At 69.3% G+C, this 23,982-nt stretch carries 31 protein-coding genes; 23 read left to right on the forward strand and 8 right to left on the reverse strand.

From position 1 onward, the window contains the following. Positions 1 to 6: 6 nt before the first annotated feature. The 10 genes from rpmJ to glmM all read left to right on the forward strand — a co-directional run bounded on the left by rpmJ (position 7) and on the right by glmM (position 6,868). Positions 7 to 123: a 50S ribosomal protein L36 gene (rpmJ, locus tag AS850_RS01600; RefSeq protein ID WP_055965025.1), complete on the forward strand. Its 117-nt coding sequence runs from the start codon at positions 7 to 9 to the stop codon at positions 121 to 123. Between the two features lie 140 nt (positions 124 to 263). Further along, positions 264 to 638 carry a 30S ribosomal protein S13 gene (gene rpsM / locus AS850_RS01605; RefSeq protein ID WP_119867540.1) on the forward strand — a complete coding sequence of 125 codons (375 nt, stop codon included), beginning with the start codon at positions 264 to 266 and terminating at the stop codon, positions 636 to 638. 43 nt (positions 639 to 681) lie between these two features. Continuing rightward, complete coding sequence (gene rpsK, locus AS850_RS01610; RefSeq protein ID WP_055799944.1) at positions 682 to 1,080, forward strand: 30S ribosomal protein S11; 399 nt, start codon at positions 682 to 684, stop codon at positions 1,078 to 1,080. Positions 1,081 to 1,241: 161 nt separating this feature from the next. After that, positions 1,242 to 2,234 carry a DNA-directed RNA polymerase subunit alpha gene (locus AS850_RS01615; protein WP_066277132.1) on the forward strand — a complete coding sequence of 331 codons (993 nt, stop codon included), beginning with the start codon at positions 1,242 to 1,244 and terminating at the stop codon, positions 2,232 to 2,234. 45 nt (positions 2,235 to 2,279) lie between these two features. Continuing rightward, positions 2,280 to 2,897: a 50S ribosomal protein L17 gene (gene rplQ / locus AS850_RS01620; RefSeq protein WP_119867541.1), complete on the forward strand. Its 618-nt coding sequence runs from the start codon at positions 2,280 to 2,282 to the stop codon at positions 2,895 to 2,897. An 81-nt stretch (positions 2,898 to 2,978) separates the two neighbouring features. Further along, positions 2,979 to 3,866 (forward strand): tRNA pseudouridine synthase A, encoded by an 888-nt coding sequence (locus AS850_RS01625; RefSeq protein WP_119867542.1) that lies wholly within the window; start codon positions 2,979 to 2,981, stop codon positions 3,864 to 3,866. Positions 3,867 to 3,884: 18 nt separating this feature from the next. Beyond that, positions 3,885 to 4,373: a GNAT family N-acetyltransferase gene (locus tag AS850_RS01630; protein WP_216819836.1), complete on the forward strand. Its 489-nt coding sequence runs from the start codon at positions 3,885 to 3,887 to the stop codon at positions 4,371 to 4,373. A gap of 143 nt (positions 4,374 to 4,516) precedes the next feature. After that, positions 4,517 to 4,963, forward strand: a complete 447-nt coding sequence (gene rplM / locus AS850_RS01635) for a 50S ribosomal protein L13 (RefSeq protein ID WP_119867543.1) — start codon at positions 4,517 to 4,519, stop codon at positions 4,961 to 4,963. 29 nt (positions 4,964 to 4,992) lie between these two features. Further along, positions 4,993 to 5,478, forward strand: a complete 486-nt coding sequence (rpsI, locus tag AS850_RS01640) for a 30S ribosomal protein S9 (protein WP_119867544.1) — start codon at positions 4,993 to 4,995, stop codon at positions 5,476 to 5,478. Between the two features lie 19 nt (positions 5,479 to 5,497). Then, positions 5,498 to 6,868 (forward strand): phosphoglucosamine mutase, encoded by a 1,371-nt coding sequence (gene glmM, locus AS850_RS01645; RefSeq protein WP_119867545.1) that lies wholly within the window; start codon positions 5,498 to 5,500, stop codon positions 6,866 to 6,868. 6 nt (positions 6,869 to 6,874) lie between these two features. Here glmM and coaA read toward each other — a convergent pair whose 3' ends face one another. After that, positions 6,875 to 7,819, reverse strand: a complete 945-nt coding sequence (gene coaA, locus AS850_RS01650) for a type I pantothenate kinase (protein ID WP_119867546.1) — start codon at positions 7,817 to 7,819, stop codon at positions 6,875 to 6,877. A 134-nt stretch (positions 7,820 to 7,953) separates the two neighbouring features. On the opposite strand from coaA, the gene glmS reads away from it, so the two are divergent. From glmS to tsaE, 5 genes are read left to right on the forward strand one after another with little or no spacing between them, the layout of a single operon-like run. Then, positions 7,954 to 9,801 carry a glutamine--fructose-6-phosphate transaminase (isomerizing) gene (glmS, locus tag AS850_RS01655; protein WP_119867547.1) on the forward strand — a complete coding sequence of 616 codons (1,848 nt, stop codon included), beginning with the start codon at positions 7,954 to 7,956 and terminating at the stop codon, positions 9,799 to 9,801. Between the two features lie 15 nt (positions 9,802 to 9,816). Further along, the gene (locus tag AS850_RS01660) at positions 9,817 to 10,245 is read left to right on the forward strand and encodes a holo-ACP synthase (protein WP_236940795.1); all 429 of its coding nucleotides are present in this window, start codon (positions 9,817 to 9,819) and stop codon (positions 10,243 to 10,245) included. After that, entirely contained in the window at positions 10,242 to 11,342 is a 1,101-nt protein-coding gene (alr, locus tag AS850_RS01665; RefSeq protein WP_119867548.1) for an alanine racemase, read from the forward strand. The genes AS850_RS01660 and alr (AS850_RS01665) overlap by 4 nt, the downstream gene beginning before the upstream one ends. Next, positions 11,339 to 12,505 (forward strand): alanine racemase, encoded by a 1,167-nt coding sequence (gene alr, locus AS850_RS16395; protein ID WP_164088354.1) that lies wholly within the window; start codon positions 11,339 to 11,341, stop codon positions 12,503 to 12,505. The genes alr (AS850_RS01665) and alr (AS850_RS16395) overlap by 4 nt, the downstream gene beginning before the upstream one ends. Beyond that, positions 12,502 to 13,026, forward strand: coding sequence for a tRNA (adenosine(37)-N6)-threonylcarbamoyltransferase complex ATPase subunit type 1 TsaE (tsaE, locus tag AS850_RS01675; protein WP_257788665.1), 525 nt, complete (start codon positions 12,502 to 12,504; stop codon positions 13,024 to 13,026). Before alr (AS850_RS16395) ends, tsaE begins: the two co-directional genes overlap by 4 nt. A gap of 61 nt (positions 13,027 to 13,087) precedes the next feature. On the opposite strand, the gene AS850_RS01680 is transcribed toward tsaE, so the two are convergent. From AS850_RS01680 to AS850_RS16400, 6 genes are read right to left on the reverse strand one after another with little or no spacing between them, the layout of a single operon-like run. Continuing rightward, complete coding sequence (locus AS850_RS01680; protein ID WP_119867549.1) at positions 13,088 to 13,825, reverse strand: ABC transporter permease; 738 nt, start codon at positions 13,823 to 13,825, stop codon at positions 13,088 to 13,090. Then, positions 13,822 to 14,583: an ATP-binding cassette domain-containing protein gene (locus tag AS850_RS01685; protein WP_119867550.1), complete on the reverse strand. Its 762-nt coding sequence runs from the start codon at positions 14,581 to 14,583 to the stop codon at positions 13,822 to 13,824. The genes AS850_RS01680 and AS850_RS01685 overlap by 4 nt, the downstream gene beginning before the upstream one ends. Further along, positions 14,543 to 15,430: a hypothetical protein gene (locus AS850_RS16195; RefSeq protein ID WP_164088355.1), complete on the reverse strand. Its 888-nt coding sequence runs from the start codon at positions 15,428 to 15,430 to the stop codon at positions 14,543 to 14,545. Before AS850_RS16195 ends, AS850_RS01685 begins: the two co-directional genes overlap by 41 nt. Further along, the gene (locus AS850_RS16200; protein ID WP_123955414.1) at positions 15,405 to 16,223 is read right to left on the reverse strand and encodes a hypothetical protein; all 819 of its coding nucleotides are present in this window, start codon (positions 16,221 to 16,223) and stop codon (positions 15,405 to 15,407) included. The genes AS850_RS16195 and AS850_RS16200 overlap by 26 nt, the downstream gene beginning before the upstream one ends. After that, a complete protein-coding gene (locus tag AS850_RS01690) occupies positions 16,213 to 16,998 on the reverse strand; it encodes an SAM-dependent methyltransferase (RefSeq protein WP_119867551.1) in 786 nt (261 codons plus the stop codon). Before AS850_RS01690 ends, AS850_RS16200 begins: the two co-directional genes overlap by 11 nt. A 5-nt stretch (positions 16,999 to 17,003) precedes the next feature. Further along, entirely contained in the window at positions 17,004 to 17,141 is a 138-nt protein-coding gene (locus AS850_RS16400; protein WP_164088356.1) for a hypothetical protein, read from the reverse strand. Positions 17,142 to 17,277: 136 nt separating this feature from the next. On the opposite strand from AS850_RS16400, the gene tsaB reads away from it, so the two are divergent. The 6 genes from tsaB (at position 17,278) to AS850_RS01720 (ending at position 21,083) form a co-directional block, all read left to right on the forward strand. Then, positions 17,278 to 17,931, forward strand: coding sequence for a tRNA (adenosine(37)-N6)-threonylcarbamoyltransferase complex dimerization subunit type 1 TsaB (gene tsaB, locus AS850_RS01695; protein WP_119867552.1), 654 nt, complete (start codon positions 17,278 to 17,280; stop codon positions 17,929 to 17,931). Beyond that, the gene (gene rimI, locus AS850_RS01700; RefSeq protein ID WP_173795168.1) at positions 17,928 to 18,413 is read left to right on the forward strand and encodes a ribosomal protein S18-alanine N-acetyltransferase; all 486 of its coding nucleotides are present in this window, start codon (positions 17,928 to 17,930) and stop codon (positions 18,411 to 18,413) included. The genes tsaB and rimI overlap by 4 nt, the downstream gene beginning before the upstream one ends. Beyond that, positions 18,410 to 19,468, forward strand: coding sequence for a tRNA (adenosine(37)-N6)-threonylcarbamoyltransferase complex transferase subunit TsaD (tsaD, locus tag AS850_RS01705; protein WP_119867553.1), 1,059 nt, complete (start codon positions 18,410 to 18,412; stop codon positions 19,466 to 19,468). Before rimI ends, tsaD begins: the two co-directional genes overlap by 4 nt. A 193-nt stretch (positions 19,469 to 19,661) precedes the next feature. Continuing rightward, positions 19,662 to 19,994, forward strand: a complete 333-nt coding sequence (locus AS850_RS01710) for a DUF4190 domain-containing protein (RefSeq protein WP_119867554.1) — start codon at positions 19,662 to 19,664, stop codon at positions 19,992 to 19,994. A 175-nt stretch (positions 19,995 to 20,169) separates the two neighbouring features. Continuing rightward, entirely contained in the window at positions 20,170 to 20,874 is a 705-nt protein-coding gene (locus AS850_RS16975) for a DUF4190 domain-containing protein (protein ID WP_119867555.1), read from the forward strand. Then, positions 20,871 to 21,083: a hypothetical protein gene (locus tag AS850_RS01720; RefSeq protein WP_119867556.1), complete on the forward strand. Its 213-nt coding sequence runs from the start codon at positions 20,871 to 20,873 to the stop codon at positions 21,081 to 21,083. Before AS850_RS16975 ends, AS850_RS01720 begins: the two co-directional genes overlap by 4 nt. 103 nt (positions 21,084 to 21,186) lie before the next feature. Here the strand turns inward: AS850_RS01720 and AS850_RS01725 are convergent, their stop codons facing one another. Beyond that, positions 21,187 to 22,380 (reverse strand): class I SAM-dependent methyltransferase, encoded by a 1,194-nt coding sequence (locus AS850_RS01725; protein ID WP_119867557.1) that lies wholly within the window; start codon positions 22,378 to 22,380, stop codon positions 21,187 to 21,189. 161 nt (positions 22,381 to 22,541) lie between these two features. Here AS850_RS01725 and groES point away from each other — a divergent pair, with 161 nt between their 5' ends. Together groES and rarD are read left to right on the forward strand one after the other, a co-directional pair. Continuing rightward, on the forward strand, positions 22,542 to 22,838 hold the full coding sequence (groES, locus tag AS850_RS01730; protein WP_119867558.1) for a co-chaperone GroES: 297 nt from the start codon (positions 22,542 to 22,544) through the stop codon (positions 22,836 to 22,838). 145 nt (positions 22,839 to 22,983) lie between these two features. Next, the gene (gene rarD / locus AS850_RS01735) at positions 22,984 to 23,976 is read left to right on the forward strand and encodes an EamA family transporter RarD (protein ID WP_119867559.1); all 993 of its coding nucleotides are present in this window, start codon (positions 22,984 to 22,986) and stop codon (positions 23,974 to 23,976) included. The last annotated feature ends 6 nt before the right edge of the window (positions 23,977 to 23,982 follow it).

Genomic DNA, 23,982 nt, shown 5'->3' on the forward strand with positions numbered 1-23,982 from the left:
AACAACATGAAGGTCAAGCCCAGCGTCAAGCGCATCTGCGAGCACTGCAAGGTGATTCGCCGCAACGGTCGCGTCATGGTGATCTGCAACAGCAACCCGCGCCACAAGCAGCGCCAGGGTTAGTCCGCAGCAGCACCCGCACCACAGCAACACCACCGAGCAGCACCAGAACCGTCCTCCGCGCGAGGGCGGGGACACCCCGGGCGGAGGCCCTGGCACCGGTGCTGTGACACACCTCCACCATCTCTCAAGGAGAAGCCACCATGGCACGTCTAGCAGGCGTTGACATCCCGCGCGAAAAGCGCGTGGAAGTCGCACTGACCTACATCTACGGAGTCGGCCGCACGCGCGCGCTGAAGACTCTCGAAGAGACTTCGATCGACGGCAACATCCGCGTCAAGGACCTCAGCGACGACCAGCTCGTCCTGCTCCGCGACTACATCGAGGGCAACTTCAAGGTCGAGGGTGACCTCCGCCGCGAGGTCGCCGCCGACATCCGCCGCAAGGTGGAGATCGGAAGCTACGAGGGCATCCGCCACCGCCGCGGTCTGCCCGTCCGCGGCCAGCGCACCAAGACCAACGCTCGTACCCGCAAGGGCCCGAAGCGCACGGTCGCCGGCAAGAAGAAGGCTCGATAGGCCCGGCTTCCGCCGTAGCCATCCAAGGTTGTAGGAGAAAAAATTGGCAGCACCGAAGTCGGCCGCGCGTAAGCCCCGCCGTAAAGAGAAGAAGAACGTCGCCGTGGGCCAGGCCCACATCAAGTCGACGTTCAACAACACCATCGTTTCCATCACCGACCCGTCGGGTGCCGTCCTGAGCTGGGCGTCCTCCGGGGCCGTCGGCTTCAAGGGCTCGCGCAAGTCGACGCCGTTCGCGGCGCAGCTCGCCGCCGAGTCCGCTGCGCGTCAGGCGCAGGAGCACGGCGTCAAGAAGGTCGACGTCTTCGTGAAGGGCCCGGGTTCCGGCCGCGAGACCGCGATCCGCTCTCTTCAGGCCGCCGGCCTCGAGGTCGGTTCGATCAACGACGTGACCCCGCAGGCGCACAACGGCTGCCGTCCGCCGAAGCGCCGTCGCGTCTGAGGCTCTGCGCCCTCGGCGCTGACGCGTCGGGCGAGGGCCGGAGACGGCCCTCGCTCGTACGCGTCGTCACGATTTTCGATAACTCAATAATCGGCGGGCCAGCCACCCTGCCGCATCGCACAAGAGTCATATAGCGGACTCTTCGCCGAAAGGAATCCACAGTGCTCATTGCACAGCGCCCCACCCTCACCGAGGAGAACATCTCGGAGTTCCGCTCCCGCTTCGTGATCGAGCCCCTCGAGCCCGGCTTCGGCTACACGCTCGGCAACTCGATGCGCCGCACCCTCCTCTCTTCGATTCCCGGCGCTGCTGTCACCAGCATCCGCATCGACGGCGTGCTGCACGAGTTCACGACGGTCCCCGGTGTGAAGGAAGACGTCACCGAGGTCATTCTGAACATCAAGAGCCTCGTCGTCTCCAGCGAGCACGACGAGCCGATCACCGCCTACCTGCGCAAGCAGGGCGCCGGTCAGGTCACCGCCGCCGACATCTCGGTGCCGGCCGGAGTCGAGGTCCACAACCCCGAGCTCGTCATCGCGACCCTGAACGACAAGGCCAAGTTCGAGCTGGAGCTGACCATCGAGCGCGGTCGCGGTTATGTGTCCGCCGTCCAGAACCGCTCGGAGTTCTCCGAGGCCGGCCAGATCCCGATCGACTCGATCTACTCGCCCGTCCTCAAGGTGACCTACCGGGTCGAGGCGACCCGTGCCGGTGAGCGCACCGACTTCGACCGTCTCGTCGTCGACGTCGAGACGAAGCCGGCCATCAGCCCCCGCGACGCCATCGCTTCGGCGGGCCGCACGCTGACGGAGCTCTTCGGCCTGGCCCGCGAGCTCAACACCGCCGCCGAGGGCATCGAGATCGGCCCCGCGCCGGTCGACGCCGTCCTCTCGTCGGAGCTCCAGACCCCGATCGAAGACCTCGACCTCTCGGTGCGCAGCTACAACTGCCTCAAGCGCGAGGGCATCAACACGGTGTCCGAGCTCGTCGCCCTCTCGGAGACGCAGCTCATGAACATCCGCAACTTCGGACAGAAGTCGGTCGACGAGGTGAAGGACAAGCTCGTCGAGCTCGGCCTCTCGCTGAAGGACACCGTCCCCGGTTTCGACGGCGCCCACTTCTACAGCGGCTACGACGAGGAGGAGACCAACTAGGTCTCCTGCTGTCCGCCTTCCCCTCTCAACACTTAGGAAACGACAATGCCCAAGCCCACCAAGGGTCCCCGCCTCGGAGGCGGCCCGGCGCACGAGCGCCTTCTCCTCGCCAACATGGCCGGTCAGCTGTTCACGCACAAGAGCATCAAGACCACCGAGACGAAGGCCAAGCGCCTCCGCCCCGTGGCCGAGCGTCTGGTGACCTTCGCCAAGCGCGGCGACCTGCACTCGCGCCGTCGCGTGCAGGCCATCCTCCGCAACAAGGAGTCCACGCACATCCTGTTCTCGGAGGTCGCGCCGCTGCTCGAGCTCCGCGAGGGCGGGTACACCCGGATCACGAAGCTCGGCTTCCGCAAGGGTGACAACGCGTCGATGGTCCAGATCGAGCTCGTCCTCGAGCCCGTCACCCCGAAGACGAAGCGCAGCAGCTCGTCCTCGAAGGTCGGCGTGCCCGCGACGACGCAGGCCCTCCTGGAGGAGCCGGCCGAGGAGCTGACCGTCTCCGACGAGGCCATCATCGAGGCCACGACCGAGGCGCCCGTCGACTCCGACGTGGTCCCCGAGTCGACCGGCGAGCTCGAGTCGGAGTCCGCCGACGACCTGACGGCGTCCGACGAGACGATCATCGAGGCCACCACGGAGGCCCCGAAAGACGAGAAGTAACCTTCTCGCCGCTTCGCCGAAAGGCCCGCTCCCCTCGGGGGCGGGCCTTTCGCCGTCCTGCCCTCTCGTAGAATCGAGGGCGTGGACAGCGAGACAGGCCGGACGACCCGGATCCGGCTCGACCTCTCGTACGACGGCACCCGATTCAGCGGCTGGAGCCGTCAGCCGGGTCTCCGGACCGTTCAGGGCGAGATCGAGAGCGCTCTCGAGATCGTCTTCCAGCGTCACCTGCCCGCTCCCGTCACCGTGGTGGCGGGCCGCACCGACACCGGCGTCCACGCGATCGGCCAGGTCGCTCACCTCGACGTGACCCCGGAGCAGTTCGCGCTCCTCCAGCGCCCTCACCGCAACGTCACCAAGTACCCGACGTTCCCGCCGGCCATGATGCTCGCGCGCCGGATCAACGGGCTCGCGGGGGCGGAGGAGGACCTCCACATCACGCACGCCTCCGTCGTGCCCGACACGTTCGACGCCCGCTACTCGGCGCTCTGGCGCGAGTACGAGTACCGCGTGTCCGACCTCACGGGGCCGCGCAACCCCATCCGGCGGCACGACACCCTGTGGTTCCCGGCCACGGTCGACCTCGACCTCCTGAACGCGGCTGCGCTCTCGCTCCTGGGACTCCACGACTGGGCCGCCTACTGCCGGCCCCGCGACGGCGCGACGACGGTCCGGACCCTGCAGGAGTTCCACTGGCGCCGCGAGGCGGACGGGATCCTGGTCGCCCGGGTGCGCGCGGACGCCTTCTGCCACAGCATGGTGCGCTCGCTCGTCGGCGCGACGCTCGCGATCGCGGAGGGTCGTCTCCCGCTCGAGGCCGCCGTGGAGATCCGCGAGGCGCGCCTCCGCGACGGCCAGTTCAAGGTGGCTCAGGCCAAGGGGCTGACGCTTCGCGAGGTGCGCTACCCCCACGACGAGCACTTCGGGCAGCGCGCCGAGCAGACGAGGGCGCGCCGCGCCGCGCTCTGACCCGGGTACTGTGGCGGCGTGATCCTGCGCGAGGCCGTTCCGGCCGACATCCCCGAGCTGCTTCGTCTCACCGTCGAGCTGGCCGTCTACGAGCGGGAGCCGGACGCCGTGAAGACGAGCGAGAGCGATCTCGCGCGGGCGCTCTTCGCCGAGCATCCTGCGGTCTTCGCGTTCGTGGTGGAGGACGACGTCGAGAGCAGGCTCGCGGGGATGGCGATCTGGTTCCTGACCTTCTCGACCTGGGAGGGCGTGCACGGCATCCACCTCGAAGACCTCTACGTGAGTCCGGAGCATCGGGGCCGGGGCCACGGGAAGGCGCTGCTCTCGAGGCTGGCCGCCCTCTGCGCCGAGCGGGGCTACGCCCGCCTGGAGTGGAACGTGCTCGACTGGAACGAGCCTGCCATCGGCTTCTATCGCTCGCTCGACGCCGAGGCGCTCACCGACTGGACCACCTTTCGCCTATCGGGCGACCCGCTCGCGGTTGCCGCCGCTGCACACGTCCTGTAACGTGTCCCCTTGGTGTCTGCGCAACTGCGCGCGTTCACCCGAAGTTGAGCCCTCCACCTGACTCGTTCCCGTGCGATCCGCGCGAGAACGGCAACGGAGCGGGATTCACGAACCTCTCACCTCGACCAGAAAGCAGCACTACTGTGACGCGCACTTTCTCCCCCACCCCGGCTGATGTCAAGCCGGAGTGGCTGATCATCGACGCGAACGACATCGTTCTCGGCCGCCTCGCCAGCCACGTCGCCGCTCTCCTCCGCGGAAAGCACAAGCCCACGTTCGCCCCCCACATGGACATGGGCGACTTCGTCATCGTCATCAACGCCGAGAAGGTCGCCCTGACCGGCTCGAAGCTGCAGACGAAGCTCGCCTACCGCCACTCGGGTTACCCGGGCGGCCTCACGGCGACGACCTACTCCGAGATGCTCGAGAAGCACCCGACGCGCGCGGTCGAGAAGGCCATCCGCGGCATGCTCCCGAAGAACTCGCTCGGTCGCGCCCAGATCGCGAAGCTGAAGGTCTACGCCGGCCCTGAGCACCCCCACGCGGCCCAGAAGCCCACGGTGTACACCCTCGACCAGGTCGCCCAGTAGCGACCGCTGAAGACTTAAGGATCCCTACAGTGGCAAGCATCGCCGATTCCATCGAATCCACCCCCGAGAGCTTCACGACCGAGAGCGCCGCTCCCGTCGCCGCGTCGACTCCCCGCCCCGTCCTCACCGTCGGCGGCGGCGCCGTCGGCCGTCGCAAGCAGGCCATCGCCCGCGTGCGCCTCGTCCCCGGCTCCGGCACCATCACGGTCAACGGCCGCACCCTCGAGGACTACTTCCCCAACAAGCTGCACCAGCAGCTGATCAACGACCCGTTCAAGGTCCTCGACCTCCTCGGCTCGTACGACGTCGTCGCGAAGATCTCCGGTGGTGGCCCCTCGGGTCAGGCCGGAGCCCTGCGCCTCGGCATCAGCCGCACGCTGAACGAGATCGACGAAGAGAACAACCGCGCCGAGCTGAAGAAGGCGGGCTTCCTCAGCCGCGACGCTCGCGTCAAGGAGCGCAAGAAGGCCGGTCTCAAGAAGGCCCGTAAGGCTCCTCAGTTCTCCAAGCGCTAACACCCGGCCAGGTCTCGCGATGACGCGTCTTTTCGGAACCGACGGAGTTCGGGGCCTCGCCAACCGTGAGTTGACGGCCGCGCTCGCACTGGGTCTCGCCCAGGCGAGCGCGGTCGTGCTCACGAAGGGGCATCACGCCGATGCCCGCCGCGCCGAGGGGCGACGTCCCGTCGCCGTCCTCGCGCGCGACCCCCGGATCTCGGGGGAGTTCCTCGCGGCCGCGGTCGCCGCCGGGCTCGCCTCGTCCGGCGTCGACGTCCAGGACGCCGGGGTCATCCCGACACCCGCCGCCGCATTCCTCGTCGCCGATTCCGGCGCCGACTTCGGCGTGATGATCAGCGCGTCGCACAATCCGGCGCCCGACAACGGCATCAAGTTCTTCGCGTTCGGCGGCACCAAGCTGCCCGACGAGGTCGAGGACCGCATCGAGGCCACGATGGACGCCCCGCGGCTCATGCCGGTGGGTGGAGACGTCGGCCGGATCCGGCGCTTCGCCGACGCCGAGGACCGCTACATCGTCCACCTGATGGGTGCTCTGCCGCACCGCCTCGACGGCCTGCACGTCGTCCTCGACTGCGCTCACGGAGCCGCAGCCGGTGTCTCGCCGGAGGCGTTCGCCCTCGCGGGAGCGCGCGTCACCGTGATCGGTGCCGATCCCGACGGCGTCAACATCAACGACGGCGTCGGCTCGACGCACCTCGACAACCTCGCCGCCGCCGTCCTCGAGCACGGGGCCGACGTCGGCATCGCGCACGACGGCGACGCCGACCGTTGCCTCGCCGTCGACGCCGACGGCCGGATCATCGACGGCGACCAGATCATGGCGATCCTCGCGCTCTCGATGAAGCAGCGCGGCATCCTGCACGAGGACACCCTCGTCGCGACGGTCATGAGCAACCTCGGCCTCAAGCGCGCCATGCGCGACAACGGCATCCGCGTCATCGAGACCGGGGTCGGCGACCGCTACGTCCTCGAGGAGATGAACGCGCACGACTACAGCCTGGGCGGCGAGCAGTCCGGGCACATCGTCTTCCGCCGCTACGCGACCACGGGCGACGGCATCCTGACCGGCCTCACCCTCGTGGCCGAGATGGCGCGCACGGGCAGGACGCTGGCCGAGCTCGCCGACGTCATGACCGTCTTCCCGCAGATCCTCGTGAACGTCCGTGGCGTCGATCGGGCCGGTCTCCGGGGCGACAGCGTCATCGCGGACGCCGTGCGCGCGGCCGAGGAGGAGCTCGGCGACGCGGGGCGCGTGCTCCTGCGCCCCTCGGGAACCGAGCAGCTCGTCCGCGTCATGGTCGAGGCCGCCTCGCAGGACGACGCCGACCGCATCGCTCACGCCCTCGCCGACGTGGTGCGCGAGCGCCTGGCCGTCCCCGCCGCCTGACCCGCCTCAGATCTTCCGGAGCAGCACGCTCGACACGGTGTGGTCGGCATCCTTCCGCAGGACCAGCGTGGCGCGGGAGCGCGTCGGCTGCACGTTGCGCTTCAGGTTCGGCTCGTTGACCGTGCGCCACACCTCGCGGGCGAAGGCGAGCGCCTCGTCCTCCGGGATCTCGGCGAAGCGGTGGAAGAACGACTCCTCGGAGCTGAAGGCGCCCTCGCGCAGTTTCCGGAACCGCTCGACGAACCAGTTCTCGATGTCGTGGGTGCGCGCGTCGACGTAGATCGTGAAGTCGAAGAGGTCGCTCAGCGCGAGGCGCCCGTTCGTCGGCGGCTGGAGCACGTTCAGACCCTCGACGATGAGGATGTCCGGGCGGCGGACGACGACCTCGGCTCCCGGCACGATGTCGTACTCGATGTGCGAGTAGAACGGGGCCCGCACCTCTTCGGCGCCGCTCTTGACCTGCGAGACGAACTTGAGGAGCCGACGCCGGTCGTACGACTCGGGGAAGCCCTTGCGGTCCATGATCCCGCGGCGTTCGAGCTCGGCGTTGGGGTAGAGGAAGCCGTCGGTGGTGATCAGCTCGACCCGCGGGGTGTCGCTCCAGCGCGAGAGCAGCTCGCGCATGAGACGGGCGACCGTCGACTTGCCGACCGCCACGGATCCGGCCACGCCGATCACGAAGGGCGTGCGCTGCGCCCGCTCGCCCAGGAAGTCGCTCGTCGCGCGGTGCAGGTTGCGCGCACCTGCGGCGTAGAGGTTGATCAGTCGGCTCAGCGGCAGGTAGACGTCGCTGACCTCCTGGAGGTCGAGCCGGTCGCCGAGGCCGCGGAGCTGCACGAGCTCGAGCTCCGTCAGGGGGTTCCGCGTCGAGGGCGCCAGGTCGGCCCAGGAGTCGCGGCTCACCTCCACGAACGGGGTGAGGTGGGTGGGGGCGGCGGTCGCATCGGCCATGAGTGACGAGCTTATGGGGTCGCGCCCTCCCGCGCCCGGGCCCGCCGCCGGCGGCGGAAGTCCGTCTCGCGACGGAGCCCCGGGCGACGTGCGGCGGACGGGGTGATCAGCGAGCGGACGTTAGGCTGACTCCCATGTGTGGCATCGTGGGTTACGTCGGTTCGGACAAGAGCGTCGAGGTCCTCCTCGGCGGTCTGGCGCGTCTCGAGTACCGGGGCTACGACTCCGCCGGCATCGCGGTCATCGCGCCCGACGGCACCCTGGGGATGCGCAAGAAGGCCGGCAAGCTGAAGATGCTCGTGGGCGACCTCGGCGCCTCCCCGCTGGCGAACGGCGCCACGGGAATCGGCCACACCCGGTGGGCCACGCACGGCGGGCCGACCGACCAGAACGCCCACCCGCACCTCTCCGACGGGGGCAAGCTGGCGCTCATCCACAACGGCATCATCGAGAACTTCTCCGAGCTGAAGGCCGAGCTCCTCGCGGAGGGCGTCGAGTTCCTCAGCGAGACCGACTCCGAGGTCGCGGCGCACCTCGTGGCCCGCGAGTTCCGGGCGACGGGCGACCTCACGGAGGCGCTCCGCCTCGTCGTCAACCGGCTCGAGGGCGCGTTCACGCTCCTCGTCGTGCACGCCGACCAGCCCGGCGTGGTCGTCGGTGCGCGGCGCAACTCCCCGCTCGTGATCGGGCTGGGCGAGGGCGAGAACTTCCTGGGCAGCGACGTCGCCGCCTTCATCGAGTTCACCCACCGGGCCATGGCCATCGGTCAGGACCAGATCGTCACCATCACGCGCGACGCCGTCGACGTCGTCGACTTCCACGGCTCGCCCGTCGAGGCGCAGGAGTTCGAGGTCACCTGGGACGCCAAGGCGGCGGAGAAGGGCGGCTGGTCGAGCTTCATGGCGAAGGAGATCAGCGAGGAGCCGGAGGCCGTCGCCAACACGCTCCTCGGCCGCGCGGTCGACGGCGCCGTCCACCTCTCCGACCTCGACCCGATCCGCGAGCGTCTGCTCACCGTCAACCGGGTCATCGTGATCGCCTGCGGCACCGCCGCCTACGCGGGCATCCTCGGCAAGTACGCGATCGAGCAGTGGTCGAGGCTCCCCGTCGAGGTCGAGCTGGCCCACGAGTTCCGCTACCGCGACCCGGTGCTCGACGAGCACACCCTCGTCGTGTCGATCAGCCAGTCCGGCGAGACGATGGACACCCTGATGGCCGTCAAGTACGCCCGGGAGCAGGGCGCTCAGGTGCTCTCCATCTGCAACACGCAGGGCGCCACGATCCCGCGGGAGAGCGACGCCGTCATCTACACGCACGCCGGCCCCGAGGTCGCGGTCGCGTCGACGAAGGCGTTCGTCGCGCAGGGGACGGCCCTGTTCCTCCTGGGCCTCCACCTGGCCACGCTCCGTCGGACCCTGACGGCGGAGGAGATCGCCGAGCAGGTCGACGACCTGGTCGCCATCCCCGACAAGATCCGCCGCGTGCTCGAGTCGGGCGACCGGATCAAGACCCTCGCCGGCTGGATGGCGGACACCCGCTCGGTCCTCTTCCTCGGTCGCCACGTCGGCTACCCGATCGCGCTCGAGGGAGCGCTCAAGCTCAAGGAGCTCGCCTACATCCACGCCGAGGGCTTCGCCGCGGGTGAGCTGAAGCACGGCCCGATCGCCCTGATCGAGCCGGGCCAGATCGTGTTCGTCATCGTGCCGTCGCCGCGCGACCCGCGTTCGCTCCACCCGAAGGTCGTCTCCAACATCCAGGAGATCCGCGCCCGCGGCGCCCGCGTCATCGCGATCGCCGAGGAGGGCGACGCCGCCGTGCTGCCCTTCGCCGACGAGGTGTTGCACATCCCGCTCGCATCGCCCCTCTTCGAGCCGCTGCTCGCCGTCGTCCCGCTCCACATCTTCGGGATGGAGCTCGCCAGCGCGAAGGGGCTCGACGTCGATCAGCCCCGCAACCTGGCCAAGTCCGTCACCGTCGAGTAGCCGCCGGAGCATCGGGTGAGCATCGTGGGAGTCGGTGTCGACGTGGTCGACGTCGCCCGGTTCGACCGGGCGCTCGAGCGCACCCCGAAGCTCCGCGGACGCCTGTTCACCGAGGCGGAGCTCGTCCGCGACGGCGAACCCCGCCGGATCGAGTCGCTCGCCGCGCGCTTCGCCGCCAAGGAGGCCTTCATCAAGGCCGTCGGCGGCTCCACGGGCGTGTTCTGGCACGACATGGTGGTGGGCGCCGACGACCAGCGCGCCCCGTCGCTCCTGCTCTCGGGCGGTGCCGCGGAGCTCGCGGCCGCGCGCGGCGTCGGGCGCGTCCACCTCTCGCTGAGCCACGACGGCGGCATCGCGACGGCGTTCGTGGTGGCCGAGGCGACGGCGGCCGAGGCGACGGCGGGCGAGGCGACGGCGGCCGGCCAGTCGGGGGTCGGCGCATGACGCAGGAGGTGCGGGTCGCCGTCGACACCGGGGCGCTGCGGCACAACGTCGAGGTGCTGCGCAGGGTCGTGCATCCTGCGCGTGTGATGACCGTGGTCAAGGCGAACGCCTACGGGCACGGCGCCGTCGAGAGCGCGCGGGCGTTCGAGGAGGCCGGGGTCGACTGGATCGGCGTGGTCGACCTCGACGAGGCCGTGGCGCTCCGGCGGGCGGGCATCTCGGTGCCGATCCTGGCGTGGCTGCATGCGCCCGGTGAGACGTTCCAGCGCGCCGTGCAGTTCGACGTCACGCCGGCGATCTCCGATCTGGCGCAGCTCGGGGCGTGCGCCCGAGCCGGTGTCCCCGTCGTCCACCTCTGCCTCGACACGGGGCTCAGCCGCAACGGCGCGGTCGAGTCGGAGTGGGCCGAGTTCTTCGATCGCGCCCGGTCGCTCCGAGGCGCCGTCGAGGTGGGCGGCGTCATGAGCCACCTCTCCAACACGTCGCCCGCCGAGGACGCCCACCAGTTGGCGGCATTCCTCCGGGGGGTCAGGATGCTCGCCGACCGCGGCATCACCGCCCCGCTCCAACACATCGCGGCATCGGCCTCGGGGCAGTCGTCCTCCGACGCGCGCCTCGGGATGGTCCGCTTCGGTCTCTCGGCGTACGGTCTCAGCCCCCTCGCGGGTCGCACCCCCGCAGACCTCGGACTCCGCCCCGCGCTCACTCTGACGGCACCGGTCATCGGTCTGAAGCGCGTGCTCGCGGGAGAGGGGACCTCCTACGGCCTCACCTGGCGCGCCGAGCGCGACACCCGGCTCGCGCTCCTGCCGGTCGGCTACGCGGACGGCATCGAGCGCATCGCCGGCAACCGCGCCCGCGTCCTGCTGGGTGGCCGCCTCCGCCCCGTCGTCGGCCGCATCGCGATGAACGCCCTGACGGTCGACCTCGGGCCCGACGACCCGACCGACGCCGTCGCCCTCGGCGACGAGGCCGTCCTCTTCGGCGACGCCGAGAAGGGCCACCCGACGGTCGCCGACTGGGCCGAGGCGACCGGCACCATCGACTACGAGGTCGTGGCCAGGCTCTCGGCCCGCCTGCCGAGGAGCTACCGGTGACCGACACGTACCTGCGGCGCGCGACCGTCGACCTCGAGGCCTACCGGGCCAATCTGACGCACCTCCAGCGGCTCGTCGCTCCGGCCGAGCTGATGGCGGTCGTCAAGGCCGACGCCTACGGGCACGGCGCCACGACCCTCGCCGCGGTCGCCGTCGACGCCGGCGTGCGCTGGCTGGGCACGCTCGAGCTGCAGAACGCCCACGAGCTGCGCGCCTCCGGGATCGGCGACGGCATCGCCCTCTTCGCCTGGCAGTACTCGCCGCACGAGTCGTTCGAGCGCGCCGTCTCCGAGAAGATCGACCTCGGCCTCTCGACGCTGGCCCAGCTGGAGCGCGTCGCGCTCGCCGTGGTCTCCGTGGCCGACGCGCTCGCTCCCGACGCGGTCGGCGGCGCTGCCGTCGACGTGCCCGCTCTCGTGCACCTCAACGTCGACACGGGTCTCCACCGCGACGGTGCCTCCGCCGACGAGTGGGAGGCCCTCGTGACGCGCGCGGTCGAGCTGGAACGGGCGGGGCTCCTGCGCCTGCGGGGCGTCTACTCGCACCTCGCGGAGGCGTCCGACGAGGAGGACACCGAGTCGGCGGGCCTCCTCGCGGCCGCCATCGAGCGCGCCGAGGAGCTCGGCGCGGCCTTCGAGGTCCGGCACCTGACGGCGTCGAGCGCCGGGATGGAGCGTCCGGAGCTGCGGCTCGACCTGGTGAGGATGGGCTCGAACACCTACGGCATCCCCGTCACCGACGGCGTCTCGGCCGCCGACCGCGGGCTGGTGCCGGTCATGACCCTCACGGCCCGGATCGCGCGGGTCAAGCGGATCGCGGCCGGCACGGGCGTCTCCTACGACTACACCTACCGGGCGCCCCGCGACACGACCATCGCCCTCGTGCCCGTGGGCTACGCCGACGGTGTCTCGCGTCGAGCGCAGAACGGCGTCACCGTCGCCCTGCGCGGCAAGCGCTACCCGATCGTCGGGCGAGTGGCGATGGACCAGTTCCTGATCGACGTCGGCGACGACCCCGTGGAGGTCGGCGACGTCGTCACCCTCTTCGGCCCGGGCACGGCCGGCGAGCTCACCGTCGGCGAGTGGGCCGACCTCGTCGGCACGATCGGCGAGGAGATCTGCACGAGCGTCGGGGCTCGAGTGCCGCGGGCGTACGTCTCGTGAGCACCACGGTGGCGGTTCCCGACGCGGCGGCCATGGAGGCGCTCGGGGTCTCGCTCGCGGCGCTGCTGCGCGCCGGCGACCTGCTCGTGCTCACCGGGCCGCTCGGGGCGGGCAAGACCACTCTGACGCGCGGCATCGGTCGCGGGCTCGGGGTGCGCGGGCAGGTGGCGTCGCCGACGTTCGTGCTGGCGCGGACGCATCCTGCGCTCGCCGCGTCGGGCGTGCCGCTGGTGCACGTCGACGCCTACCGGCTCGCCTCCGCCGCCGAGCTCGACGACCTCGATCTCGACTACGAGTCGACCGTCGTGGTGGTGGAGTGGGGCGAGGGGCTCCTCGACGGCGTGGCCGACTCGTGGCTCGACGTGCGCATCGAGCGGCCCGTCGGTGCTGCCGGTGGTACCGTCTCCGGCGCTTCGGAGGTACCGGATGCACCCGCCGACGAGACCGTCGACGAGCCTCGCACCGTTGTGCTCGAGGCGCACGGCCCGCGGTGGCAGGGCGTCGCTCTTTCTCTGCCCTAATCGCCACACTGCGGCCACCCGACGTCGGCACCAGGCCAGACGTTGCGAGAAAAGGGACACGTCATCGTTCGCGAGACACGCGATCCGCCCGGCTCAGCATGACGAGCGCAAGAGACAGGGCGCCGACGGCCCACACCGTTGCGAACAGCAGAGTCGGGCCGGCGGGCCCCGAGCGCATCCACCCGACCTGATAGGTGAGCGGGTTGGCCAGGGCAATCGCGTGCAGATACGGCGGCACCGAGGCCAGCGGGTAAAAGAGCGGCGCCGAGAGCACGACCGGTAGCGACGTGACGGTGATGACGAGGTCACGGACGGCGTACGACTGGACGCGAGCAGCGACCGCGGCCCCGATGCCGACCCAGCCGGCGACCAACAGCAACCCCATGGCAGCGCGCGCCAGCAGGGGCGGTCCACCGATCGCGGCAAATCCGAAGAGGGCGCTGCCGACGGCGATGACGATGATGATCTGCGCCGCGAAGACGAGGGCGCCGAACATGAGGATGCTCGCGAGGTAGCCGGCGATGCTGCCGCCCTGAAGCGTGTAAATGGCGGTCACGCCCCACTTGCGGTCGTTCGCGACGTCCGAGACCGTGCTCGTCGCGGATCGGAACGCAATGAAGCAGAACAATCCCGTCGTGGCGAAGCCGAGATAGTCCCCGTCGGGAACGGCGACGGATCGACTGAGACCTGCCGTCAAGAAGGCGAGATAGGCGATCGGCTCGAGAAAGCGCCCCAGATAGGAGGCGCGCCAGTTCCACAGCGAGAAGAAATGGAATTCGAGCAGGGTGAACGGCCTCATCGGTGCGCCCACTCGTCTTGGAGGACCGTGTAGGCGGCCCACAGGTCGTCATGGTCGTCCGTGCGAGCGATGAACTTCTCGACCGGTTCGTCGGCGATGATCCGACCGCGGTCAAGGGCGATGACTCGCGTGCAATACCGGGCAAAACGCGAGGTCTCATGCGTGCTGATGATGGCCGAGGCCCCATGGGTTCGTCGTTGCGCAAGGTAGTCGAAGACAATGCCGATACCCTCCGGATCGAGACCGGTCGTGGGCTCGTCGAGCACGAGGAAGGCCGGCTCGCCAGCCAACGCGCGCGCGATCTGAGTGCGTCGCAACTCGCCGCCGGACAACCCCTCGGCAGTCCGGTCGAGATAGGGCGTCAGCCGCAGAGTCTCACTGACGCCGAGGATCAGTTCGCTACGCCGACCGTGCGAGAGTCGTCGCCGCAGCGCGAGGCCGAGAGCGATGTTCTGCTTGACGGTGAGCGACCAGTCGATGATCTCGCGTTGTGGGCACCAACCGACTTCCTGGGTCGGGAGACCCAGCTGGACGCGTCCGGTGTCGGGCTTCGCGAGGCCACCCAGGATGTCGAGGAAAGTCGATTTTCCGGCGCCGTTGTGACCGACCAAAGCGATTGTCTCGCCGGAGCCGATGGTGACGTCGCACACGGCGAGGGCCGGCTCGGCCTTCTTCGGGTACGACCGTGAGATCCCTTCGGCCCGCAAGAGCGGGAGGTCACTCGACGAACCGGTTTTCGATGAGAGCGGCGATGTCATCAGGCGGGGTTCCTTTCTTCACGGTGACGACGAGGGCTTCGTCGGGGAGGTAGTCGCGTTGATCGAATCCCTCGACGCCGGTGAACCAGGGCAACTGAGGTGCGGGCTCCTGGCGCATCGTTTCCGATTCGCCAGATCGCAGCACGACTAGTCGCGCAATTCGTCCGCCTGGGGCGTTGGCGAATCCCAGAACGGAAGACGGCGACAGCAGACCCACGAGACCCGTGTCCGGCGAGACCGTCGTCCGATGAGGGTGCCGATCGAAGACGGGTAGGTGGTCGAGAAGTGATTGCCGGCGAAAGCCGAGGGGCGTCTCGTACGTCAATACCCGACCGGTTTGCGTGTCGATAGAGGTGATGTTGTCCGTCACGAGGCGTGCTCCTCGACGGCAGAGCGCCAACGCCAGAGCTGTCTTTCCGACGTAGTTCTCGCCGACGATAAAGATGCGTTGGCCTGACCCGGTTTGGACTAGAGCGCCCGGCGTCGTCGCGATGGACGACCAAAGCCGAGAGTGGAACAGGGGTGGAAAAGGGGAGGGGATGGTCGACCACTCGCGGAAAGACGAGCGCCCCAGTCGTGCATCCACGTGAAGCGGCTCAACCTCTATCGACTTCAGAAGTCGGTCCTTTGCGAGGAGGCTTGTGAAGAAACCCCGCGACGGCCACTCGGAACACTTCAGAGTGACATGGATGGCCGGATCGAAGGAGGCATCGTCCGTCAGAAAACTACCGTAGAGAAAATCGAGGTCGTCGACATCTCGTCGAGTGCAGGATACGGCCACATCGACACCGAAGAATCGAAGTCGGACTACCGGGGTTGCGTCATGCACGAGGCGCACCTTCTGCATCTGTTTGAGGAGAGCACAAGTCCTCAATGCAGGCGACAGCCGACTTCAGGTGTCTGCTCACATCGAGCTGGAGGCGAAGAGCATCGCCAGCCAGCCTCTCAACAGTGAAGCTGTTCGATTTGACCAGATGAACGGTCCAGGCCCATTCCGCGGGTCGGCTCCTGACGGAAAAGCCAAGGTCGGCGGCACGGATGCATTTCGTCAGTCCTGTGGATGTTGTGAAGTCGACCCCGACTCCAGCGGGAATTCGAATTCCCGACAGAATTGTCCGCGTCTGTTGCCGGATTCCGATGGGGCGTCCGTAGGGCCAAACCATCGAATCGTCGTCGACCACGCACGTGTCATCGCTGATGAAATGCCAGCCGCGTTCGAGCAATGCCAGCAGCACGGCCGATTTGCCAGCTGTGGACTCGCCAGTGATCACAATGGCGCGCTCACCGTCGATCGGCAGAGCGGCGCAACTTGCGTGGATGGTCTTGAATCGGTCACTGAGGGGCGGATCGGTGAAGGGTGGTATTGGAGTCGGCCCGCCTTGATCGAGTGGCTCCCAAGCGCTCGTCGGGGACCGCCTGCGAAGCACCGACCGCAGGTGCGGCGCGGATTCGACGAATGCGGCATCGTCACCGATGAATTCGATCGCCACGGGGGCTTGGGGTTCTGCGTTGCAGAGGTGATCGGCGAAGTAGTAGGCCAAGTGCGCTGCGTCCTGCGGATGGTGCGTTCTCGCGTCGATTCGCGTGCCCCAGAAATCAAATGAGAGCCATGTGGACTGACGAGCGGCGTCAGTGGACATCGGAATCACCGGCAACGAAAAGCGAGCAACCAGTGTGGATCGAGCTCACGATCGCCGCAATCTCGCCGATGGTCGTCCAAGCCACCTCCGGCGCCATGTCAGAGCGCCAAGACGAGAAGATCACGCAGCACCTGCGCTCTGATGGGTAGAGCTCGCCGAGACGCGACATCAAGGGGTGCATCCGCGACACGATGTTGGTGTGCGTGCGAAGTTTTTTCGTGTGGAAATGCCCCACCTGACTGAGGAGTAGGGCGATCCGCGGATCGACCTCAACCTTCCGTTCCATGAAGAAATTCGCCTCGTAGGCCTGGAGTCCACGATCGAAACGATGCTCGAGATCGACCAGCACCTGATCTACGAATGAGGTTGCCGCGATTGCCTTTGCTCGGAGGCCATGGCTGCGCGCCTGAGACAGAATGTCCCAGTTCGAGTCGACCAAGTTGAGAGGATGGCCGTAGCTGGCGAACGCAACATATCGACCAGGGCTCTGGTCGGTGGCCTGGCACAGAACCGCACGGGTGATGGAGTCGTACACGATCTTTGGGTCGTCGTCGGACTCATAGAGAAGACGTAAATCGACAACGAGTCCGGAAGACAGAGCTCGCAGAGAATCGTCGAACGCTGTGAGATGTAAGACGACCGACGCCTGACGCAGGATGGAATCGACCTCCACTGAGCGGGAATCGAGCCCTCCGATACCGAGGCCGACCAGATAGAGATCGGCCTCGGCGTCAGGGACCCGGAGGTCTTCCCTGGGAACGCGCACTCCGGGCATTTCTGCTAGCCCATGGCCTGCTGGTGACCACCGCTTGCTTTGACCGTCTCTTCGATGGTCGGAACGTAGGTGGGGATGAACAGCACGTCAGCGGGGCTCGCGACTTCGCGTTCCACGGTTGTGTTGTCGAGGATGATTTCCATGATTTTCCCTTCTCGATGCCGACGCCAGAGCGAATTGGAGGCGATTCCTCCCAGCCCGTTGATACAAACAGTCGTGATGTAGAATGTCAAATGAAACATGATCTTGCAAGAGGCGCGACTGGCCTACGATTGGGGAATGCTGCTGGCCATCGACACCTCGTCGGGGACGTCCGTCGCCGTCGTCGACCGCGACGGGGGAGTCCTCGCCGAACGGCAAGAGCTCGACACCCGCCGGCACGCCGAAGTCATCGGGCTGCTGATCACCGAGGTGCTGGCCGAGGTCGACATCACTCCCGGGCGACTCAGCGCCGTGGTGGCCGGCATGGGGCCGGGGCCGTTCACGGGGCTTCGGGTGGGGATCGCGGCCGCGCGGGCGTTCGCCTTCGGGGCCGGCAAGCCCTGCCTGCCGCTGGTGAGCCACGACGCCGTCGTGTTCGGAACGGGGGCCACAGCCGTGCCCCTCCTCGTCGTCACGGACGCGCGCCGCCGCGAGGTGTACTTCAGTGCGTACGCGGGCCTCGACGAGCAGGGCCTGCCCGTGCGGCTCGGGGAGCCGGGGCTGTGCAAGCCGGGCGAGCTCGAGGCGACGATCCGGGCATCCTTCGCCCCCCACGCCGAGGCGCTGCTCGGCAACCAGACCGACCCGGCGAACACGCCGATCAGTGCGGGAGCCCTGGGGATGCTCGGCGAGACGCTCTTCGCGCGCGGCCGCTCCTTCGCCGCCGACGTGCCGCTCTACCTGCGCTCACCCGACGTCACCGTGCCGGGCGCGCCGAAGAGGGTCTCGTGACCGGGGCGCCGCTGGTCGTCCGGAGGGCCGAGCCGGCCGACGTCGACGGCATCATGGCGATCGAGTCGAGCGTGTTCGAACTCGACGCGTGGTCGCGCGACACCATGGCCCGCGAGGTCTCCGACTCCTCCGGCTTCTATCTCGTGGTGACCGAGGGCGACGCGGTCGTCGCGTACGCGGGGATGCTCGCACCGGTCGGGTCGCCCGATTCCGATGTGCAGACGATCGCCGTGCATCCTGCGGTCCGTCGCCGCGGCGTCGCCCGCGACCTGATGCGCAGGATGCTGGCCGAGGCCGTCGAGAGGGGAGCGCGCGAGACGTTCCTCGAGGTGCGAGTCGACAACCCGGGCGCCCAGGCGCTCTACGAGTCGCTCGGCTTCGAGGGCATCGCCGTGAGGCCCCGCTACTACATGCCCGAGGGGGTCGACGCGCTCGTCATGCGCGCGAAGCTCCCCGCCCCGACCGGTGGAGGTGCGTCGTGAGCGACCGGGAACCCCTCGTCCTCGGCATCGAGACGAGCTGCGACGAGACCGGCGTCGGGATCGTCCGCGGCCGCACGCTCCTCGCCAACGTCATCGCGTCGTCGATGGACGAGCACGCCCGCTACGGCGGCGTCGTGCCGGAGATCGCCGCCCGCGCCCACCTGGAGGCGATGCAGCCCGCGCTCCGGGCGGCGCTCGCCGAGGCCGACGTCACCCTCGACGATCTCGATGCCATCGCCGTGACGAGCGGTCCGGGGCTCGCCGGCGCCCTCATGGTCGGCGTCGGGGCGGCAAAGGCGCTCGCGCTCGGCTCGGGCAAGCCCCTCTACGCCGTCAACCACCTCGTCGGCCACGTCGGCGCCGACGTGCTGCGCGACGACGGCAGCGAGATCGAGCTGCCGACAATCGCGCTCCTCGTCTCGGGCGGTCACACGTCGCTCCTGCTCGTCCGCGATCTCCTCGACGACGTCGAGCTCCTCGGCGAGACCATCGACGACGCCGCCGGGGAGGCCTTCGACAAGGTGGCGCGCCTGCTCGGCCTGCCCTACCCCGGGGGCCCGCAGATCGACCGCGTGGCGGCGACCGGCGACCCGGCGGCGATCCGGTTCCCGCGCGGGCTGACCCTTCCCAAAGACCTGGTGCACCACCGCTACGACTTCTCCTTCTCGGGTCTCAAGACGGCGGTCGCGCGCTGGGTCGAGAAGACCGAGAGCGCAGGAGCCCCGATCCCGGTGCCCGACGTCGCCGCCAGCTTCCGCGAGGCCGTCGTCGACGTGCTCCTCACCAAGGCCCTCGCCGCCTGCCGCGACCTCGGGGTGCCGCGGCTCTTGCTCGGCGGAGGCGTCGTCGCGAACCAGCGGGTCCGCCAGGTGGCGGCCGAGCGCTGCGCCGCCGCCGGGGTCGCCCTGCGGATCCCGCCGCTGTCGCTGTGCACCGACAACGGCGCCATGATCGCCGCTCTGGGGGCGGAGCTCGTCGCCCGCGGGCGGACGCCCTCGCCCCTCGGCTTCGGGGCGGACTCCACGCTCCCGGTGACGAGCGCTCAGGCGCTCTGACCTGGCCTGGGCCGAAAAGCGACTCCGCCGGCGCGGGCCCCGGGCGACTCGGCCCGGCGCGTTTTCCGGCTAGTCGGCGGGGGAGCGAACCGAACGGTCCGCTCCGGGAATAATCTCGACGCCGAGCAGCGTCGACGCCGCTCGTGGCCGCGCCGATCACGTCCGGCCACCCTTCCCGAAATCGGAGACACCCATGTCCAGCTCCACCCCTCCCGCCGCGAACCCCGCTCCCCAGACGGGCGTCGCCGCCACCGGCGCGCTCAACAAGCTGTCGGTCGCCGCGCTCGTCGTGGGCATCGTCAGCTGCACGTTCGTCCTGAGCTTCTACGGGATCCCCGGCCTCGTCGCGCTGATCTTCGGTCTCGTCTCGCGCAGCCAGATCAAGAAGACCGGCCAGCGTGGCAACGGTTTCGCCCTCGCCGGCATCATCCTCGGCATCGTGGGCATCCTGATCGGCATCGCGACGATCGTCCTCGCCGCCGTCCTCGCGCAGCAGCTCCAGAACCAGGGCGTCGGCACCAACTGACACTTGGAGCATTAGCGCAGGCCCCCGCCCGGTCGTCCCGGACGGGGGCCTGCTGCGTGGTCCGAACCGGGTAGTAGGGTCGTCGGCACGAGGCAGTGCGTTCCGAACCGATCCGGAGCCGGGCCCGCGGGTCCCCACCAGGCCCGACCCCAGACACAGAAGCGGAGTGCGACACATGTCCGACCAGACGCCCCACGACCCGTCGGCGACGCCCCCGTCGAACGACGCGTGGACGCAGCCGAACGACGGCGCCCCCGGCGCAGCACCGCACAACGCGGGGCAGGATGCTCCCGCCGAGCAGCCGCCCGCCTACGGCCAGCCGCCGGCCTACGGCCAGCAGGAGCAGCCGCGGTACGGCGAGCAGCACCCGGGCGGCCAGCAGTCGCCCGCGCCGCAGACGTACGGCCAGAACGCCTCCGGGCAGCAGCCTTACGCGCAGCAGACGTACGGCCAGAACGCCTCCGGCCAGCAGCCCTACGGCCAGAACCCGTACGCGCAGCAGCAGTACGGCCAGAATCCCTACGCGCAGCAGCCGTACGGCCAGAACCCCCACGCGCAGCAGGGAGCCGGCCCCTACCCCGGCAGCCGCAGCGCGCTGGCCATCGTGTCGATGATCCTCGGGATCGTCGGCGTCGCCTTCGGCTTCGCCGTCACCTTCGGTCTCCTGCCGATCGCCGCCGTCGTCACGGGCTTCATCGCCCGCAGCCGGATCAAGCGCTACCAGCAGCAGGGCTCCGGTATGGCGCTCGCCGGCATCATCACCGGCTTCGTCGGCGTCGCCTTCACGATCGGCTTTATCGCCTTCTACGCCGTGATCTTCGCGAACGCCTTCAACTCCGGCGACTTCTCCGACTCGGGCACGGGCACCTACAACCCGTGATCCCTCGCGGCCGTGTCCCGTTCCTCCGCAGCCCGCTGGTGCTCGCGGCGCTGTTCTACGGGCTCGGCCGGTCGCGACCGGGGCCCGAGGGTCGCAGGAGCCGCGTGGCCGGCCTCGTCATCGCGGCCGTCTGGCTCGGGGCCGTCGCCGTCACGGGCCTGGTGGTCGTCGGGACGATCGTGCTCCTCGGCCTCGTCGCCCTGCACTGAGCCGCACCCCCTCCCGGCTGAGCCGCACCCCCGCGCGGGACAGCGCACCCCGCATCGAGAGGGTGCACCGCGGCGGAAGGGGGTGCCGCTCGGCCCGGAGCCGCTAGAACGCCACGCGCTCGGCCAGGATCGCCGTGTGACGACCGGCCACGCGGGTCAGGATCAGCGTCGCCTCGTTCGAGCCCTGCAGCTGCAGCTTCTTCCGGAACGCCGCGGGATCGACGTCCACGCCCCGCTTCTTGATCTCGACGCGTCCGATGCCGCGCCGCTTCAACTCCTGCCGGAGCTTCCGCTCGTCGAGCGGGAACGTCTCGACGACCCGGAAGCACTGAGCGAACGGCGTCTCGGCGGCGATGTCGGAGCTCAGGTAGGCGATGTCGCGGCTGATGGTCCGCGCCTCCAGCTGACGTCCCAGGTCGCCGATGAGCCGGGCCCGGATGACCGCGCCGTCGGGTTCGTAGAGGTACTCGCCGAGCGGGCCGACCTCGACGTCCTCGGAGTCGCCCGCCGCCGACAGCTCCGCCGGGCCGGAGGCACCGAGCACGAGGGCGGCCCGCCGGATGCCGGGGCGGGCGAGAGCGCCGAACCAGACGCCGACCTCCACGACCGATCGGTCGACGGAGATCCACTGGCACTCCGCGTCGTCCGGCAGGAGCTCGCGATCGATCCCCGGTCCGAGCTTCACGCCGGTCGGGAGCCGCTCGGCGAAGGCGAAGGCGGTGTCGAGCCCGGGGGACCAGTCCGCCGGGTCGCTCAACCGCGACGTGGAGGAGTGTCCGGAGGTGCGGCGCGCCGGGTCGAGGAAGACACCGTCCACGCCGTCGAGGTCGGCCTCCTCCGCCGTGCCGAGGCGCACCTCGGCGCTCTCCCACGGGGCGAGGTTGTAGGTCGCGATGGCCGCGGTCACCTCGTCGCGGTCGACGGCGACGACTCCGAGTTCGAGGGCCGCGAACGCGAGGGCGTCGCCGCCGATGCCGCAGCCGAGGTCGGCCACCCGGGAGAGGCCGGCGCGACGGAAGCGCCCCGCGTGCGTCGAGGCGACCGCGAGGCGCGTCGCCTGCTCGAGGCCCGCCTCCGTGAAGAGCATCCGGGCGGCGAAATCGCCGAACTTGGCTCGCCCCTTCGACCGGAGGCGCGCCTGGCCGAGGACGGCGGAGACGAGTTCGGGCGAATGGCCGGCCCGCCGGAGCCGCGACACCTGCCCCACCACGTCCTCCTTCGCGTCGAAGGGCGGCAGGGAGTCCAGCAGCGACAGCCCCTCGGTGGTGAGCAGTCGGCGGAGCTCGGCGGATTCCATGGGTCCATCGTCGCACCCCGGGGATTGGCACTCGGATTGACCGAGTGCCAACCACGCCCTAGAGTTGATCTGGCACTCGCACGCGTGTAGTGCCAACCAGATGTTTCGTCTGAAATCGACCAGAAGCACAGTCGCAGCTTGTGAGAAAGAAGAGGTCAACCGTGTCGGTCAACATCAAGCCGCTCGAAGATCGCATCGTCATCCGTCAGGTCGAGGCCGAGCAGACCACTGCCTCGGGCCTCGTCATCCCTGACACCGCCAAGGAGAAGCCCCAGGAGGGCGAAGTCGTGGCCGTCGGGCCGGGGCGCATCGACGACAACGGCAACCGCGTTCCCCTCGACGTCGCCGTCGGAGACAAGGTCATCTACTCGAAGTACGGCGGGACCGAGGTGAAGTACTCGGGCGAAGACCTCCTGGTCCTCTCGGCCCGCGACGTCCTCGCCGTCATCGTCCACTAGTCCCCGGGCTGGTCGGTCACGACCGCAGGTCCACGAAGGCCCCCTCCCGTCAGGGAGGGGGCCTTCGTGCGTCGTGGCAGGAGGCTGCGGGTCGGTGGCGGTCGCGGCACCGGCCCCGGGCATCCTGCGCGGCTAGGCTTTCGAGGTGACGCAGCCCACCCCGACGACCGACAGCCCGACACCCGACACCTCGGCCCGCACCGGCGTCCTCTCCGCACTCGGCGCCTACGCGCTCTGGGGCGTCCTCCCCGTCTACTTCCTGCTCCTCGCGCCCTCCGGAGCGGTGGAGGTCGTCGCCTGGCGGATCCTCTGGTCGCTGATCTTCTGCGGGATCCTCCTCGCCGTGACGCGCGGCTTCCGCCGGTTCGCAACGCTCCTGCGCGACCGTCGTCTCGTCGGCACGATGGGCCTCGCCGGCGCGTTCATCGTCGTCAACTGGACCACCTTCATCTTCGCGACGCTGTCGGGGCACGTCGTCGAGGCCTCGCTCGGGTACTTCATCAACCCCGTCGTCACGGTGCTGCTCGGCGTGCTCGTCCTGCGGGAGCGGCTCCGGGTCGCGCAGTGGATCGCCGTCGGCCTCAGCGTCGTGGCCATCGTCGTGATCGCCCTGGGCTACGGGCAGTTCCCGTGGATCTCGCTCCTGCTGGCCTTCTCCTTCGGGTTCTACGGCCTGATCAAGAAGCGCGTCGGGGGTCGACTGGGCGCCGTCGACGGGCTCACCCTCGAGACCCTGCTGCTCTCGCCGGTCGCCGTGATCGCCCTCGTCGTCACGGGCGCGACGTCCGGGCTCGTCTTCGGCACGGCGGGGACGGGCCAGGCTCTCGCGGTGATCGGCACGGGCGTCATCACCGCCGTGCCGCTCCTGCTCTTCGCCGGCGCCGCTCGTCGCCTGCGGCTCTCGACGCTCGGTCTCACGCAGTACCTCGCCCCGATCCTGCAGCTCGTCGTGGGTGTCGCGGTGCTCCACGAGCCCATGTCCACCGGACGGTGGATCGGCTTCGGGCTGATCTGGGTGGCACTCGCGATCCTCAGCGCCGACGCCCTCCGGGCCTCACGCCCACCCCGTCCGGCCCGGAAGGGGCGCCCGCGCGACTCGGCGGATACATCACGAATTGCTAACGAAACCCCATCTTGATGCCCG

Source organism: Frondihabitans sp. 762G35, from assembly GCF_002074055.1.
Taxonomy (GTDB): Bacteria; Actinomycetota; Actinomycetes; order Actinomycetales; family Microbacteriaceae; genus Frondihabitans.